Source organism: Paenimyroides baculatum, from assembly GCF_008629655.1.
Classification (GTDB): domain Bacteria; phylum Bacteroidota; class Bacteroidia; order Flavobacteriales; family Flavobacteriaceae; genus Flavobacterium; species Flavobacterium baculatum.
In genome coordinates this window covers 447,876-461,296 of the sequence record NZ_VWSG01000001.1, presented here as the reverse complement: position 1 = coordinate 461,296, position 13,421 = coordinate 447,876, and the positions used below count along the sequence as shown (strand labels likewise).

Genomic DNA, 13,421 nt, shown 5'->3' with positions numbered 1-13,421 from the left:
TTATTCACAACCATCAATTGTACAAGACTCTCCTTCTGCTGATTTATTCACGTTGGTTTCGTTATACGTTTGCGTTAAAGCATCCACAAACAAATCTACAGGTTGTGCGCCCGAAAGAGTGTATTTATCGTTCAACAGAAAAAACGGAACGCCTGTAACACCAATATTACGTGCTTCTAAAATATCCTGTTTCACCTCATAATCAAACGAATCGGAATTTAAAACATACTGTGCCTGATCGGAATCCAAACCTAATTCTTCGGCAATATTTACCAATACGTCGTGATCTGCAACATTTTTTCCATCGATAAAATAAGCATGAAACAACAATTCTTCCGCCTCATTCGCCTTATTGCTTTTGGCTGCAAAATGGATCAGTTTGTGAGCCGGAAAAGTATTTGCAACAATTGCATTTTCTATATTAAAACCAATGCCCACCTGTTTGCCCATATCTTTTATACGCTGTTGCATTTGTTCGATCTGTTCAATAGGCATTCTTTTGCGCTCGGCAAGGTATTCGTTAATTGTTTTCGATCCCGATGTTTCACTCAAATCAGGATCTAACTGGTAACTTTTCCATTCTACTTCCACTTCATCTTTAAAAGGAAGTTTTTCTAAAGCGGCTTCAAAATTTCCCTTTCCTATATAACAAAACGGACACATGATATCCGACCAAATCTGTACTTTCATTTTAATAAGTTTTACTCAAATTTACGGCTTCAATATTAATTTTCTATGAAATTTATGCCAAATATTTCTGCTGAAAAATAAAAGCGTAATTTTGACTGTTGAACGAAATAAACCCTAAATAATTTGAAAAACCGAGGGGTTTATGATATATTTGAAAAAATCACAATAAAAGTAAGATTCTATGAAAACCCTACGTATTAAAAACATGGTTTGCCCGCGATGTATTATGGTAATTGAAAAAACGATGGAAGATTTAGGTTACGATTTAAATGACGTAGATTTAGGAATGATTGAATTTCATGAGCCAATTACACTTGATGACCGCGATAAAATTGAAAACGCGATTAAACCTTTAGGTTTTGAGATTTTGAGCGATAGAAAAAGCATGCTGATTGAACGTATTAAAAATCAGATTATTGAACTTGTTTCTAAAGATATGAACGATTTAACCATTACGCTTTCTGAATATTTGGCAAGCAAGCTGCAAACGGAATACCATACATTAAGTTCGCTTTTTTCAACGCAGGAATCGCAGACTATTGAGCAATACTACATTCTTCAAAAAATAGAAAAGGTTAAGGAATTACTGGTTTACGATGAGTTGACTTTAAGTGAAATTGCCTACAAAATGAATTACAGTTCGGTTGGGCATTTAAGCAATCAGTTTAAAAAAGTAACCGGTTTGGCACCAACGCATTTTAAAGAAGTAAAGATTTCTAAAGAAGAAGTTCTACAAAATATAGAAACTAAATAAAACCTCTTTTACAGAGGTTTTTTCTTTTTTGATTTAAGCAGATTACAAATTATACAAACCTTTTTTGCAATTGTGTAAGTCGGTTTTTAGGCATTCGGCGTAATTTTACAGAAAGAATAAAATTATGAAAACCCGATATAAAATAAACGAAATGACGTGCAGCGGCTGTCAAGCCAAAGTTGCCGAAGCGTTACAAACTGTTGCTGATAAAGTTGATGTCAGCCTGAATCCTGCCGAAGCTGTTATAGAATCGAACAAACAAATTGCATTGGAAGATTTACAGCACGCACTTTCGCATAAAGGTCCGTACACGATTCAGGAAATTATTGTAAATGCAGACGGGTCTGAAGAACTTTCAGAAATTGCGCATCATGCTGTACACAATCACAACAATCATAACGAACCACCCAAACAGTTAGAACATTTAGCCGGTAAATATTATTGCCCTATGTTGTGCGAAGGCGATAAGGTTTACGACAGCAATGTCGGCTGTCCAGTTTGCGGAATGGATCTGGTACAAATTGGCGGATCAACCAATAATAACGAGGAACTTAATCATCTAAAAAAACTGTTGATACAATCGGCAGTTATAACAATTCCCGTGTTTTTTATTGCCATGTTTGGCATGAGTCACGATAGTTTTATCTACAAAATAATTCCATTCAACGTTGCGCTTTGGCTACAGTTTATTGGCACAACTGCTGTTTTATTTTTGGGCAGAAAATACTTAAAACGAGCATACGTTTCCTTTAAAACCTGGAATTTAAACATGTTCAGTTTAATTGGTTTGGGTGCAGTTGCTGCTTACGTTTTCTCGGTTTACGTACTTTTAAACCCGCATGCATTTCACGCAAACGATCATTTGCCGATTTATTTTGAAAGCGTTGCTGTGATTTTTACACTGATGATTTTAGGACAGTGGTTAGAAGCCCGAGCGCATCAAAAAACAAAATCATCGTTAGAACATTTACTGAATCTTGTTCCGCAGAAAGCAACGATTTTAATCAACGGAAATTCAACAGAAATTGATATTGATAAAGTACAGATGAACGATGAATTGTTAGTTAAACCCGGCGAAAAAATTCCAGTTGATGGTATTATTCTATCCGGAAAAACATCTGTAAACGAAGCCTTGCTAACCGGAGAACCTTTGCCTGTAAACAAAAAAGAAAACGATGAGGTTTTGGCAGGAAGCATTAATACCAATCAGGCTTTTACCATGAAAGCAACCCGAATTGGGCAAACAACAACCATTGCGCAGATTATTGAAATGGTTAATAAAGCCAGTCTTTCGCGTGCGCCCATTCAACGTTTAGCCGATAAAATTTCGGGTTATTTTGTACCAATCGTCGTTTTAATTGCTATTTCTACTTTTTTTTACTGGGGATTTGTTTCAACCGAAGCATCACTTTTATTCGGTTTGCAAAACGCCATTGCGGTATTAATCATTGCATGCCCGTGTGCATTGGGCTTGGCAACTCCGGTTTCAATTTCAGTAGGAATTGGAAAAGGAGCCGAATACGGAATTCTGATAAAAAAAGCCGAAGCCTTGGAATTATTGCAGAAAACAAATGTAATTATTACCGATAAAACCGGAACGCTGACCGAAGGAAAACCATCGTTAGAACAAATTATTTCCTTGAAAGATTTTCCAGAAGAAGAATTGATCAAAATTACTGCCGATTTAAATGCAAGCAGCGAGCACCCGATTGCAAAAGCTTTTACCGATAAAGCAAAAGAGCGAAATATCGACTTTAAACCGATAAAAATGGTTGCGAATGTTCAAGGAAAAGGCATGCAGGGAATGATTAACGGCAAAAAGATCTTATTAGGAAACGAAACTTTATTGAAACAAAATCAGTTAGAAATATCAACAGAAATAAAATCGAAAGTAACCGAAATTCAAAATCAAGGGAAGACGGTTTCATACATCGTTATAAATAATGAATTGGTCGGTTTGGCAGTTATTCACGATGCGGTAAAAACCGAAGTGAAAGAAACCATAGCGTATCTTCATTCAAAAAACATAAAGATCATTATGTTAACGGGCGATCATCAACTAACAGCGAACGCCATTGCAAACCAAGTAGGAATTGATGAAGTTTTTGCACAGCAGCTTCCACAAGATAAATTGTCAATGATAGAATCGATCCAAAAAGAAGGAAAAATAATTACCATGATTGGCGACGGAATTAACGATGCACCCGCATTGGCAAAAGCCGATGTTGGAATTGCAATGGGCAATGGATCAGATCTGGCGCAAGATTTTGCAAAAATCACACTGTTAAACAGTTCATTTTCTAACCTAAAAAAAGCATACAACTTAAGTGAACATGTAATGAAAAACATTCAGCAAAACCTGTTTTTCGCTTTTATTTATAATGTAATCGGTATTGCGGTTGCAGCGGGAGTTCTGTATTACGCTACAGGAATGCTGCTTTCGCCTATGATTGCTGCTTTAGCAATGTGTTTAAGTTCGGTATCGGTTATTGGAAATGCGGTGCGTTTACGAAATGTAAAATTATAAAATCAATAAAATTGTTAATCGTTTAAAATTGATGTATTTTCGCTTGGTAAAAAATAATATCAATCAACAAATATGAAACAAGTACCTTTAAATGACGTTCACGTTGCTTTAGGAGCAAAAATGGTTCCTTTCGCAGGATTTAATATGCCGGTTCAATACGAAGGCGTTAATATTGAACATGAAACGGTAAGAAACAATGTGGGTGTTTTTGATGTATCGCACATGGGATTATTTAAAATTTCGGGAGATAAAGCTTTAGATTTGGTTCAAAGAGTAACATCTAACGACGCTTCTGTTTTGGTTCCTGGAAAAGCGCAATATAGCTATTTACCTAACGATAAAGGTGGAATTGTTGACGATATTATTACTTATAAAGTTAGCGATAACGAATATTTAATGGTTGTAAATGCATCGAACATCGATAAAGATTTCGAATGGATTTCTTCTAACAACTCAATGAATGCTGCATTTGAAAATTTATCAGATCAATATTCATTATTGGCAATTCAAGGTCCAAAAGCTAACGAAGCTATGCAATCCTTAACAAATGTTGATTTGGCTAACTTGAAGTTTTATACGTTTGAAGTTGGAACTTTTGCAGGCAAAGAAAACGTTATTGTTTCGGCAACTGGTTATACAGGATCGGGCGGAATTGAAATTTATGCTAAGAACGAAGATGTTGTACATATTTGGAACGAAGTTTTAAAAGCAGGTGAATCATTTGGAATTAAACCAATTGGTTTGGCAGCACGTGATACGTTGCGTTTAGAAATGGGATACTGTTTATACGGAAACGAAATTAACGATACCACTTCGCCAATTGCAGCAGGTTTAGGTTGGGTTACAAAATTTACGAAAGATTTTGTAAACAGCGAAAACATTAAAGCCGACAAAGAAAACGGTGTTTCAACAAAATTAATAGGTTTTGAAATAATTGATCGTGGAATTCCACGTCACGATTACGAAATTGTTGATGCAGAAGGAAACGTTATTGGTCATGTTACTTCAGGAACACAATCACCATCTTTAAACAAAGGTGTAGGAATGGGGTATGTAAACAAAGAATTTGCGAAAGAAGGATCAGAGATTTTTATCCGAATCCGTAAAAACGACATAAAAGCACAGGTTGTTAAAACACCTTTTTATAACAAGTAAAGAATATCACAATAAAAAACGAAGCTTAAAAGCTTCGTTTTTTTATTCTTCTTTTTTAGAACTCGGAATTTTAAAAATTGCTTTAACACTAAAATTACCAGCAATGTTTCCAATAAAGCTGTTGTTCGAATTGAATGAGTAGTTTAAATTATTCGTAAAGCTAATATATTCTTGATGCTCAATACCAAGACTGAAATTCTCATGAATATTAAAGCTATAACCAAAACCAAATCCAAAGCCTACATGTTCTTTTCTTAAATTATCAATTTCTACTTTTCCTCCTCCAAAATTGGCACCTGTCAAAAAACTTACAGTAGGTCCGAAATTAATATGCCAATTTCTTGATTTACCAATATGAATGTTAGCATGAATAGGAATTGCAACAAAATTGAGTTTCTCACTTTCGTAAAAATATCTGTAATAATAATTGTCTTGCGGATTGTTAATCAGTTCACTAGAATAAACGGAACTTCCTAATGTTTGATACTCTAAACCGGTTCTCAAACTCCAACGATTATTCATGTAAAAATCTGCAGTAACTCCAAAAACCGGTGTGTACAAAGCTTTGTTTGAATCACCAATGTATGTAATATCCCCATAGTAATTAGAGCTATTAATACCAACAAACGGCGCAATTTCAATATCGTTTCTCTCTCTTACCTGTGAATACAAAGAAGATGAAACCAAGATCGAAAACAACAAAAGTTTTTTCATAGATTATTCGTTTTCTATTTTAGATCCTAACTTAAAAATAGCTTTTACCGAAAAACTACCAAAATAATTTCCAATAAATAGATCATTGTTATTATATTGAGATTTTAAGTTATTAGCAAAACCTATATACTCTTGGTGATCTATACCAATGCTAAAACGCTCATTAATATATATTTTATATCCAATACCAAATCCTAAACCTAATTGTACCGGATTAATACCTTGCTTCATATCTTTTCCGTTTGATGTAGCATCTGTCAGAAAACTAACCGTAGGACCAAAATTTAAATACCATCTTCTATTTTTAGAGAAGTGATAATTAGCATGTAGTGGCACTGAAACAAAATTTATTTTTTCTTTAAATGTAGAAGAATAAAAACCAAAATCTTGCCCTTGCGATCCCATTGCTTGATATTCTAAACCGGTTTTAATACTCCATCTGTTATTTAAGAAATAGTCTGCATTTATTCCGAAATAAGGATTTTGTACCGCTTGATTAAAAACTCCAACATCTCCATAATAATTAGCTGATGAAATTCCAATAAAAGGCGCAATTTCAATTTCCCCTTTTTCTCTAACTTGAGCATTTGCGGCAAAAGATGCCAGCAAAGCAATAAAAAGTGTTTTTTTCATGTTTTTTGAGCTAAAATAATTCGTGTTTTTTTTTACAGAAAAACATCTTTTCTATAATTTTGCGTAAAATTAATAAAAATAGAAATGGGAAGAGCGTTTGAATTTAGAAAAGCTAGAAAAATGAAACGTTGGTCGGCAATGGCTAAAACGTTTACGCGTATTGGTAAAGATATCGTTATGGCTGTTAAAGAAGGCGGACCTAGCCCTGAAACAAATGCCCGTTTACGTGCTGTTATGCAGAATGCCAAAGCTGCTAATATGCCAAAGGAAAACGTGGAACGTGCCATTAAAAAAGCATCAGATAAAGATACGGCCAACTATAAAGAAGTTTTGTTTGAAGGCTATGCACCACACGGAATTGCCATATTAATTGAAACTGCTACAGACAATAACAACAGAACCGTTGCCAACATTCGTTCGTACTTTAATAAATGTAACGGAACCATGGGAACACAAGGATCGGTTGAGTTTATGTTCGATCATACCTGCAACTTCAGAATTGCAAAAGTAGAAGGTCTAGATTTGGAAGAATTTGAATTAGAACTGATTGATGCCGGTGTTGATGAAATTTTTGAAGACGAAGACGGAATTTTGATTTACGCTCCTTTTAACAGTTTCGGATCAATTCAAAAAGAACTGGAAGAACGCAACATGGAAATTCTTTCATCTGGTTTTGATCGTATTCCGCAAGTAACAAAAGAACTTACCGAAGAACAAATTGCCGATGTTGAAAAATTATTAGAAAAAATTGAAGAAGACGATGATGTACAAAACGTTTATACAACAATGGCTTAAATATTAAAAAACAAAGCGTTTCATTTCTGAAACGCTTTGTTTTTATCTAACTTCTTTAATTAAATGGACATACCCAACATAAGTATCAAACAAAGTTTTAAAATGATAAAAATATGTTCCTGATGGCAGTTCACGGGTATTTTTGTCCTGGCCTTTCCATTGATCGGTATATCCTTCACCGTGATGGTAAACCTCCATTCCATAACGATTAAAGATTTTTACTTCGGTTGGATTAAAAATTTCTATATCAAAACCATCGTTCAAGCCATCTCCGTTAGGCGAAATTCCTTTAGGAACCACACAATCATTTAGCTGTAAGTGAATAATATTATCGCACCAAAGTTTTGTTTTACCTTTTGCTTTTATATAAATAATATACGGAAAACGTGGTGGCTGATAATTGTTAATATTAGTAATTTCATTGATTTCTGCTTCGGCATCAGCTTCGGTTTCATAAAATTTCAATTCAACTTCATCAACGTACGGAAACATTCTCGGCAAAAGCAAATATGCCAAAGACAAGTTTGCTGCCAATGGGTTGTTTTTAAAATTACAAATCATTAAAGGTTCTTTTAGCTCTGTAAAAGGTTTCATTCGCGCTGTGATTTTAAAAGAAGTGGTGTTTGCACAACCTGTAATTTTATCTTCAACACGAACCCAAATAGTTTTAGAAGTATGACTTTTTAATTCGAAATAATCAAAATCCTGAATTTTTCCTGTGCCGCTTTCTGCCTCTTCTTGGCTTTCATGAAAACTAATGTTAACATTGTTGCTTGTACTGGCTTCAAACTGTTTTGATGTTAAATCAAAAATAACAAATCCTTGCTCGTCTCTATCACAAACAATGATATCGCTCGGCTTGTTTACTTCGGGACCAAAAATTAAGGTAACATTTTCAGTATCGGTATTATTGGTTTCGTCTATTTCAACTACTGTACTGGTTACATCACCGTCGTCATCAACACTTGCCTTTATCGTAAAATTATCACCAAAAGATTCCGGAATTGTCAAAGTAATTGTTCCAATTTCAGAACCATTTATCGGAATGTTGCTTTTTGTAGTTGATGATCCAACCAAAACATCATCGGCATAAAAAGCAATTGGAACATTTTTAACCAATTGCGTGGTACCGTTTGTATTATAAACCGTATAATTAACCTTTATTTCTCTACTGTTACAAGCAACATCTATTTTATCAACATTGATTGTAGCATCGGCAAAAAGACTGCTTAATGCTACAAGAATATTATTTACAATGATTAAATCCTGACCTGTTTTTATATGTACGGTCATTGAAGTATCGCCTAATGAAATAAAACTACCTACCTGAAAATAATCAATATCCATATTCCACAAATTTGCTGCTGCAGTATAGGTATTGGTAGAATTAAACACATTATTAGCAGGATTCAACGGCGGATTACTGACGATTTTACCATTAATCCTCAACTCTTCGGCAACTGCAATATTCTCGTCGCCTTCCCAAGCTAAAAAACCAACTTTTGCGTTATTAACGTTGGTAACGTTTAAACCGTTTAGTGCAATAGTAACATTTTGACCAGTGTGATCAACAATCTGAAAACCTTCATAAACACTTACAACTCTGTTTGGCAATACAAGATCTTCATATATCACAACAATGGACCAGCCTGCGTAGTTACTTCCTGTTGGACAATGTGGCGGTATAACGTTTGTTAAATCTAAATCGGACAAAGTGTAATTCACATTACCTGTAGCTTTTACAAAAGTAGTAACATCTGCAAATGCTCCAAAAAACTCTAATCCTGTTGGTCCAATTGTTGTAAATGTTTTTTGGGCAGTTATATGTGTGCCATTTAATTTTACATTTAAATCGGCTTCTGCTAAAGTTCCAGAACCAGACCAATATAAGAACGCAGCCTGTATATTTGCATTAGCATTTAAGTTAAGTAACGCACTTGATTGTGTTAAAATAGTACACTGCGCACCTGTACCATTGGGACCACTATTCATGGTATTGCCAATCATAAAAAAATCGTAACGCCCCGTGTACTGTTTAAACAATTTAACAGGTTGGCTATACGCTAAAAAGCACGAAAAAAATATTAATAATCGTAGTATTTTTATCATAACCGAAATAGTTTCAATAAAAATACAAAAAATTAACTATCAATTAGTTATTTAAAATCATACTCTATAAATTTAATGTCCCATTTTTTAGTTAGGTATAACCATTTACTATTACTTTGAACAATTAATGTGTCTTTAGACTGTCCGAATTTATATGGAATTTGATATTCTTCTATATTCTGGTAATTTTTGGTATTGTAACTTGATTCATATACCGATTTAATAAATTGTTCATTATTATACCAATACAATCTATCTTTTTTATTGTAATAATAAGAATCGTCATCCGATGATTTTCTTAAAAAACGTAAATATTCATTATCTAAATAAAGAATTTCATCTGGTCCTATTCCAACCAAACCATGTGATATTCCTATTTCTTTATCACGCTTTAATGAATCGGGAGGATAAACTCCATTCAACTGCCAAAAACCTTGTAAATCTTCAGATTTTGGTTTTGTTTTATAATCATTTAATATATCGTCAATTTCGTTATTGCAGCTAAATAGTGCAAAAACAGCTGTTAAAAATAGTATCTTTCTCATTAATGTAAGTATTTTCTGCAAATCTATTGATTATTTTATTAATTAGGTTTGATACTTTACAAGCTATTATAAATCTCTAAATCAAAAGCCTTTGAATCTTTCACAAAATCCATTTCAATTGGTAAGTAATACAACTGATCTTTTGGTAGAAGATTTTGTAATCGCATGTAATCTTTTTCGGTAGTGATGATTTTTCTTCCGTTTGCTTTATGTATGATGTTTGTTATATCTTGATCTGAAAAAAAATGATGATCTGGAAATGTCAAAAAATCATTCTTATTACAATTTAAATACTCATAAAAATATTCGGGCTTTGCAATACCGGCAACTGCAAAAAAATTATTTTTTAAATCGACAATTTTAATTTCTTCTGAATTATTTGTTACCGAAAGATGATAACTAATCTTTGAAAAGAAAATTTTATCATTGTCAATTTCAATTTCACTTTTTATTTGAAGCATTTCTGCTTCCGATAAATCTTTAGGACATTTAGTAACCACAACAACATTTGCTCTTTTAACCCCCGATTTACATTCGCGCAAATTTCCGGCAGGTAATACTACATCGTTATAAAACAAATCGTTGTAAGCGGTCAGCATAATATAAAATCCGGCTTTTATTTTTCGATGTTGAAAAGCATCATCAAGCAAGACAACATCAGTTTTAGTCAACGTAGCCAAAATAGTATTCACTCCTTCTACCCTGTCTGCATTTACGGCTACATTTATATTTTTAAATTTTGAATGATACTGAAAAGGTTCATCGCCAATTTCTTCAATCGTTGTAGTAGCATTTGCCAAGTAAAAACCTTTGCTTTTACGTTTGTAGCCTCGACTTAAAACTGCTAAATTATGTTTGTCTGATAAAAGTCTGATTAAATATTCAACCATTGGAGTTTTACCCGTTCCACCAACCGAAAGGTTTCCTACAGCAATAATTGGCAAATTAAAAGCCGTTGAGTTTTTTATGCCTTTATCGTACAACAAATTTCGCAAGCTTATTACAGCTGCATAAATCAACGAAAAAGGAAATAATATTTTGCGCAGGTTTTTCACTAAATTATCTTTTTTACCTCATTAAAAAAATCTTCATGATTATCTGGCGAAAGTACAATTTTATCCATTTTGGTTACTAACATTACTAAACTGTCTTACGTGTAAGATACCATGTCATGCTACCTAATTTTTTATTTGTAAACGTACCTGAATAGCTAAAAACACCTCCTATTCCAAATGTTCTTATCGCAAATTTTAAATCGCTTTTATCGATTAATTTAGCTTCAAGAATACGATCTTTTCTTATAAGTTCTGTGTTATTTCCTTCAACCAACTTAACTCCCTCATTTGTAACCTCATAACATAAAATTCTTTCACCATAAGAGTAATTTAGTATAGCAAGAATGACTAAAGCAAAAATTGGAAACATAATATCCTCTTGTGCAAAATTATTATTAATCAATTTAAAAATAAAAACAATAGAAAGAAGCAATATTGTACTGAAAATTGAACTTATTTTTACTGACTTACCCAACGATGCTTTATACATTTTTACGAATTTACAGTACCAAAAATAACGATTATTTTTATCTTTGAATACACTAAAAATGATATTGTGCAGTTAAAACAACTTATTCCGATTTTAGAAGAAATGGCGCCCACAGCCTATGCCGAAGATTTTGACAATGTAGGTTTGCTTGTTGGCGATCCAAATACAACAATTACAGGCATTCTGGTTTGTCACGATGTTTTGGAAAGCGTTGTTAGCGAGGCCATTGAAAAAAATTGCAACCTAATTGTGTGTTTTCACCCAATACTTTTTTCGGGTTTAAAGAAAATTACAGGTAAAAATTATGTGGAACGCGCCGTTATTAAAGCCATTAAAAACGATGTTGCCATTTACGCAGTTCACACCGGATTGGATAATCATAAACTGGGCGTAAACAAAATTTTGTGCGATACTTTGGGGTTGATCAATACAAAAATCTTAATTCCGAAACAGGATTTCATTTTTAAACTAACCACTTTTGTTCCGAAAGATCATTTAACGAATGTTCAAAAAGCCTTGTTTAATGCCGGTGCCGGAGCTATTGGAAATTATTACGATTGCAGTTTTACTTCGGCTGGGATTGGATCTTTTACAGGAAACAACGACAGTAATCCGGTAATTGGTACTCAAAATGTTTTTACCGAAGTGGAAGAATTCAAATTGGAAGTTACTTTTGAAAAACATCTGCAAAAAAACATTTTAAAAGCGCTTTTTGAAAGTCATCCGTATGAGGAAGTTGCGCACGAAATCACAAAATTAGAAAACCAACATCAAAATATCGGTTTAGGAATGATTGGTGAGTTAGAAAATGAAATTTCAGAAATCGATTTTCTTCAATCAGTAAAAAACAAAGTTGAAACAGGCGGCATTCGTCATTCCGATTTCTTGAATAAAAAAGTAAAAAAAGTGGCTGTTTTAGGTGGATCGGGCAGTTTTGCAATTGCGGCGGCAAAAGCTCAAAATGCTGATGTATTGGTAACATCCGATTTAAAATACCACGATTTTTATCAGGCTGAAAACATTATTTTATTAGCCGATGTTGGTCATTTTGAAAGTGAGCGTTATGTAAAAAATTATATTTTTGATTATCTATCAAAAAAAATACGTACTTTTGCAATTATTTTATCAAGCATTAAAACAAATCCGGTTAACTACCTATAAATATGGCAAAGAAAGCAGAAACTGTTGAAGAAAAATTAAGAGCGTTATACGACTTACAATTGATTGATTCACGAATTGACGAAATTAGAAACATGAGAGGCGAATTACCTCTTGAGGTTGATGATTTAAAAGATGAAGTTGCCGGGCTTACCACGCGTTTAGAAAAGCTTAACAACGAGGTGCAAACTGTTGAAGAGCAGGTTAAAACAAAGAAAAGCGAAATTGAATCTCACAAAGAAGCAATAAAAAAATACACCGATCAACAAAAAGACGTTCGTAACAACCGCGAATTCAACTCTTTAACAAAAGAAATTGAATACCAAACGTTAGAAATTGAATTAGCTGAAAAACACATTAAAGAGTTTAAAGCTAATATGGAGTATAAAAAGAATTTAATTTCACAGACATCTGAAAAATTAGATATTAAAACAAACCATTTAAAGCACAAAGAAAACGAACTAAACGGTATTTTAACAGAAACCGAGCGTGAAGAAAAAGCGTTGGTTATAAAATCAGAAGAGTTTTCTGCTATCATTGAAGATCGTTTGTTAAATGCGTACACAAGAATTAGAAACGGCGTTAAAAATCGTTTAGCTGTAGTTTCTATTGAGCGTGGTGCATCTGCAGGATCGTTCTTTACAATTCCACCACAGGTTCAAGTTGAAATCGCTGGTCGTAAAAAAATCATGACAGACGAACACAGTGGTCGTATTTTGGTTGATGCAGCTTTAGCAGCAGAAGAAAGAGAAAAAATTGATACGATTATCAAAAATTTAAAATAAATTTAAGCCTC

General features: G+C 33.5%; 13 protein-coding genes. 6 read left to right on the top strand and 7 right to left on the bottom strand.

The window, feature by feature from the left end; translation table 11 throughout:
* Complete coding sequence (locus F0460_RS02235) at nucleotides 1-690, bottom strand: DsbA family oxidoreductase (protein ID WP_150009826.1); 690 nt, start codon at nucleotides 688-690, stop codon at nucleotides 1-3.
* 181 nt (nucleotides 691-871) lie between these two features.
* Between F0460_RS02235 and F0460_RS02230 the strand changes: the two genes are divergently transcribed.
* The 3 genes from F0460_RS02230 (at nucleotide 872) to gcvT (ending at nucleotide 5,126) form a co-directional block, all read left to right on the top strand.
* On the top strand, nucleotides 872-1,444 hold the full coding sequence (locus F0460_RS02230; protein WP_150009824.1) for an AraC family transcriptional regulator: 573 nt from the start codon (nucleotides 872-874) through the stop codon (nucleotides 1,442-1,444).
* A gap of 124 nt (nucleotides 1,445-1,568) precedes the next feature.
* Nucleotides 1,569-3,971 (top strand): heavy metal translocating P-type ATPase, encoded by a 2,403-nt coding sequence (locus F0460_RS02225; protein ID WP_150009822.1) that lies wholly within the window; start codon nucleotides 1,569-1,571, stop codon nucleotides 3,969-3,971.
* A 72-nt stretch (nucleotides 3,972-4,043) separates the two neighbouring features.
* Nucleotides 4,044-5,126 carry a glycine cleavage system aminomethyltransferase GcvT gene (gene gcvT, locus F0460_RS02220; protein ID WP_150009820.1) on the top strand — a complete coding sequence of 361 codons (1,083 nt, stop codon included), beginning with the start codon at nucleotides 4,044-4,046 and terminating at the stop codon, nucleotides 5,124-5,126.
* Between the two features lie 42 nt (nucleotides 5,127-5,168).
* Here gcvT and F0460_RS02215 read toward each other — a convergent pair whose 3' ends face one another.
* Together F0460_RS02215 and F0460_RS02210 are read right to left on the bottom strand one after the other, a co-directional pair.
* A complete protein-coding gene (locus F0460_RS02215) occupies nucleotides 5,169-5,840 on the bottom strand; it encodes an outer membrane beta-barrel protein (protein WP_150009818.1) in 672 nt (223 codons plus the stop codon).
* A 3-nt stretch (nucleotides 5,841-5,843) separates the two neighbouring features.
* Nucleotides 5,844-6,473, bottom strand: coding sequence for an outer membrane beta-barrel protein (locus tag F0460_RS02210; RefSeq protein WP_150009816.1), 630 nt, complete (start codon nucleotides 6,471-6,473; stop codon nucleotides 5,844-5,846).
* An 84-nt stretch (nucleotides 6,474-6,557) separates the two neighbouring features.
* Here F0460_RS02210 and F0460_RS02205 point away from each other — a divergent pair, with 84 nt between their 5' ends.
* A complete protein-coding gene (locus F0460_RS02205) occupies nucleotides 6,558-7,268 on the top strand; it encodes a YebC/PmpR family DNA-binding transcriptional regulator (RefSeq protein WP_150009814.1) in 711 nt (236 codons plus the stop codon).
* A 42-nt stretch (nucleotides 7,269-7,310) separates the two neighbouring features.
* Here F0460_RS02205 and F0460_RS02200 read toward each other — a convergent pair whose 3' ends face one another.
* From F0460_RS02200 to F0460_RS02185, 4 genes are all read right to left on the bottom strand, one after another.
* Nucleotides 7,311-9,377: a T9SS type B sorting domain-containing protein gene (locus tag F0460_RS02200; RefSeq protein ID WP_150009812.1), complete on the bottom strand. Its 2,067-nt coding sequence runs from the start codon at nucleotides 9,375-9,377 to the stop codon at nucleotides 7,311-7,313.
* 47 nt (nucleotides 9,378-9,424) lie between these two features.
* Complete coding sequence (locus F0460_RS02195; protein ID WP_150009810.1) at nucleotides 9,425-9,922, bottom strand: hypothetical protein; 498 nt, start codon at nucleotides 9,920-9,922, stop codon at nucleotides 9,425-9,427.
* A gap of 56 nt (nucleotides 9,923-9,978) precedes the next feature.
* Nucleotides 9,979-10,977: a tetraacyldisaccharide 4'-kinase gene (gene lpxK / locus F0460_RS02190; RefSeq protein ID WP_150009808.1), complete on the bottom strand. Its 999-nt coding sequence runs from the start codon at nucleotides 10,975-10,977 to the stop codon at nucleotides 9,979-9,981.
* Between the two features lie 85 nt (nucleotides 10,978-11,062).
* Nucleotides 11,063-11,467 carry a hypothetical protein gene (locus F0460_RS02185; RefSeq protein WP_150009806.1) on the bottom strand — a complete coding sequence of 135 codons (405 nt, stop codon included), beginning with the start codon at nucleotides 11,465-11,467 and terminating at the stop codon, nucleotides 11,063-11,065.
* Nucleotides 11,468-11,533: 66 nt separating this feature from the next.
* On the opposite strand from F0460_RS02185, the gene F0460_RS02180 reads away from it, so the two are divergent.
* Nucleotides 11,534-12,628 (top strand): Nif3-like dinuclear metal center hexameric protein, encoded by a 1,095-nt coding sequence (locus F0460_RS02180; RefSeq protein ID WP_150009804.1) that lies wholly within the window; start codon nucleotides 11,534-11,536, stop codon nucleotides 12,626-12,628.
* Nucleotides 12,629-12,630: 2 nt separating this feature from the next.
* Complete coding sequence (locus F0460_RS02175) at nucleotides 12,631-13,410, top strand: zinc ribbon domain-containing protein (protein ID WP_150009802.1); 780 nt, start codon at nucleotides 12,631-12,633, stop codon at nucleotides 13,408-13,410.
* Nucleotides 13,411-13,421 lie beyond the last annotated feature (11 nt).

Excerpts from the sequence above, each read along its gene's own strand:
- F0460_RS02235 (WP_150009826.1), bottom strand. The coding sequence starts at position 690 with ATGAAAGTACAGATTTGGTCGGATATCATGTGTCCGTTTTGTTATATA.
- F0460_RS02230 (WP_150009824.1), top strand. The coding sequence starts at position 872 with ATGAAAACCCTACGTATTAAAAACATGGTTTGCCCGCGATGTATTATG.
- F0460_RS02225 (WP_150009822.1), top strand. The coding sequence starts at position 1,569 with ATGAAAACCCGATATAAAATAAACGAAATGACGTGCAGCGGCTGTCAA.
- gcvT (WP_150009820.1), top strand. The coding sequence starts at position 4,044 with ATGAAACAAGTACCTTTAAATGACGTTCACGTTGCTTTAGGAGCAAAA.
- F0460_RS02215 (WP_150009818.1), bottom strand. The coding sequence starts at position 5,840 with ATGAAAAAACTTTTGTTGTTTTCGATCTTGGTTTCATCTTCTTTGTAT.
- F0460_RS02210 (WP_150009816.1), bottom strand. The coding sequence starts at position 6,473 with ATGAAAAAAACACTTTTTATTGCTTTGCTGGCATCTTTTGCCGCAAAT.
- F0460_RS02205 (WP_150009814.1), top strand. The coding sequence starts at position 6,558 with ATGGGAAGAGCGTTTGAATTTAGAAAAGCTAGAAAAATGAAACGTTGG.
- F0460_RS02200 (WP_150009812.1), bottom strand. The coding sequence starts at position 9,377 with ATGATAAAAATACTACGATTATTAATATTTTTTTCGTGCTTTTTAGCG.
- F0460_RS02195 (WP_150009810.1), bottom strand. The coding sequence starts at position 9,922 with ATGAGAAAGATACTATTTTTAACAGCTGTTTTTGCACTATTTAGCTGC.
- F0460_RS02185 (WP_150009806.1), bottom strand. The coding sequence starts at position 11,467 with ATGTATAAAGCATCGTTGGGTAAGTCAGTAAAAATAAGTTCAATTTTC.
- F0460_RS02175 (WP_150009802.1), top strand. The coding sequence starts at position 12,631 with ATGGCAAAGAAAGCAGAAACTGTTGAAGAAAAATTAAGAGCGTTATAC.